Origin of the sequence: Endozoicomonas sp. ONNA1 (genome assembly GCF_024606325.1) — a bacterium.
In the GTDB taxonomy this organism is placed as follows: Bacteria; Pseudomonadota; Gammaproteobacteria; order Pseudomonadales; family Endozoicomonadaceae; genus Endozoicomonas_A.
Window position 1 is genome coordinate 1 of sequence record NZ_JAHHPN010000317.1, and the last position, 1,909, is coordinate 1,909.

The 1,909-nt window shown below is 46.1% G+C and carries 1 protein-coding gene; it reads right to left on the reverse strand.

Translation table 11 applies throughout. The features are described from left to right. Nucleotides 1-137 precede the first annotated feature (137 nt). Nucleotides 138-1,909, reverse strand: a 1,772-nt coding sequence (locus tag KDK19_RS07395; protein WP_257291655.1) for a WD40 repeat domain-containing protein, incomplete at its 5' end; no start/stop codon positions are given.

The window sequence follows — 1,909 nt, forward strand, 5'->3', positions numbered from 1 at the left end:
ATTGATCGGGTGTTGATGAGAGTGGATCACCAAGGCCGGAATGGTTATTTATGCAGTCCATAGTTCGTTTCTTAAAAGTTGTTGTTTTCGCCGGTTGACAGGGATATTCGAAATTGATTCTGTGGCTTAGAGTCGGTTTAAGTATGAAAGTTCATAACATTGATGTCAGTGAAACTATTCATTCTTAGTTCAGTGATTTGCACCTTGTCATCGCAACGGATAGTCATCACTTGGCCATCGCTGCTGAAGGAGGCTGATCCGATCGAACCATTATGGGAAATGCTGGCTTTTTCTACCCATGATCCATCGCTCTGTTGGCCATAAACTTTCGCCTTGCCATCATGACTGGCAGTGACCACATGGCGGCCATCGACGCTGAATGTGGCTGAGCGGACCCAATCTTTATGGGAAATGGTGGTTTTTTCTATCCAGGATCCATTGTCCTCCTGGCTGTAGATTTTTACAGTGTTATCTTCACTGCGGGTGATCAGATGGCAGCTATTGGGGCTGAAGGTGGCTGAATAGACACGATCCTTATGGCGAATGATCGCTTTTTCTTTCCATGACCCATCGTCTTTAAGACCGTAGATTATCGCACTGCCATCGTCACTGGAGGTCATCAAATGGCGGTTGTCGGCGCTGAATGTCACTGAGTTGATCTTTTTATCATGGGAAATGGTGGCTTTTTCTTCCCTTGAACCATCGGCCCCCAGGCCATGGATTTTCACCTTGTGATCTTTACCAGCGGTCACTAAATAGTGACCATCGGCACTAAGTGTGGCTGATAAGATACAGTCGTGGTAAGTACTGGTTTTTTCTACCCATGACCCATCGTCCTTCTTGCTATAAATTTTCACATTGTGATCGGCACTGAGGGTCACCAGGTGACGACTATCGGGGCTGAAGGTGGCTGATATGACTTTATCATCGTGGTGAATGATGGCTTTTTCTTCCCATGACCCATCGTCCTTCTGGCCATAAATTTTCGCCCTGCCATCATTACTGGCGGTCACCACACAGCGACGATCGGCGCTGAACCTGGCTGAGTTGACTTCGTTGTCATGGGAAATAGTGGCTTTTTCTACCCATGACCCATCGTCCTTTTGTCCATAAATTTTTGCCTTGCCATCTCTGCTTCCTGTCAGCACATGGAGGCCATCGGCGCTGAAGGTGGCTGAGTCGACACAGCCGCGATGGGAAATAGTGGCTTTTTCTACCCATAACCCATCGTCCTTCTGGCCATAAATTTTTGCCATGCCATCGTAACTGTGGGTCACCATATGGCGGCTATCGGGGCTGAAGCAGGACCTTTTGACCACTTCTTTATGGGCGATAGTGGCTTTTGCTTCCCATGATCCATCGTCCTTCTGGCTGTATATTTTTACCGTTTTATTGTCAATTGCGGTCATCACATGGCGGCCATCGGGGCTGAAGATAGCTGAGTTCGCCCTGCCATTACCGGGGAGGATGGCTTTTGTCTCTAATTTGAATTTTTTACATTCAGACATCAATTTAGTGACAGTGGAAAGGTACAGTGCAGGAAAATAAATACTCGGTTGGCGATCTATGATTGACTTGATTAATGCCTCATCCCCGGTAAAGCGCCTCAACCAACCCTTGAGTTGATCTTTATCTTTTGTAGTAACGATTGTCTTTAAAAGAGCCTGATGTGATGGAGAAAACCGGCGATACCACGCCCTTGCTATTGAAGTATCATTTATGAGTATGTTGTTAAGGTATGAATTTGCCCGTGTTAAACCGGTAATATCATGGGCCTGCAAATAGGAATAAATTTTGGATTGTATCTCCACTGGTAAATCGAGCAATAATGAAAGCTTTTTCTTGTCACGTACCATGACGTTCCTGCCCATAGCGGTACCACTGGTTCTTTCTGATCGATCTTGATCCG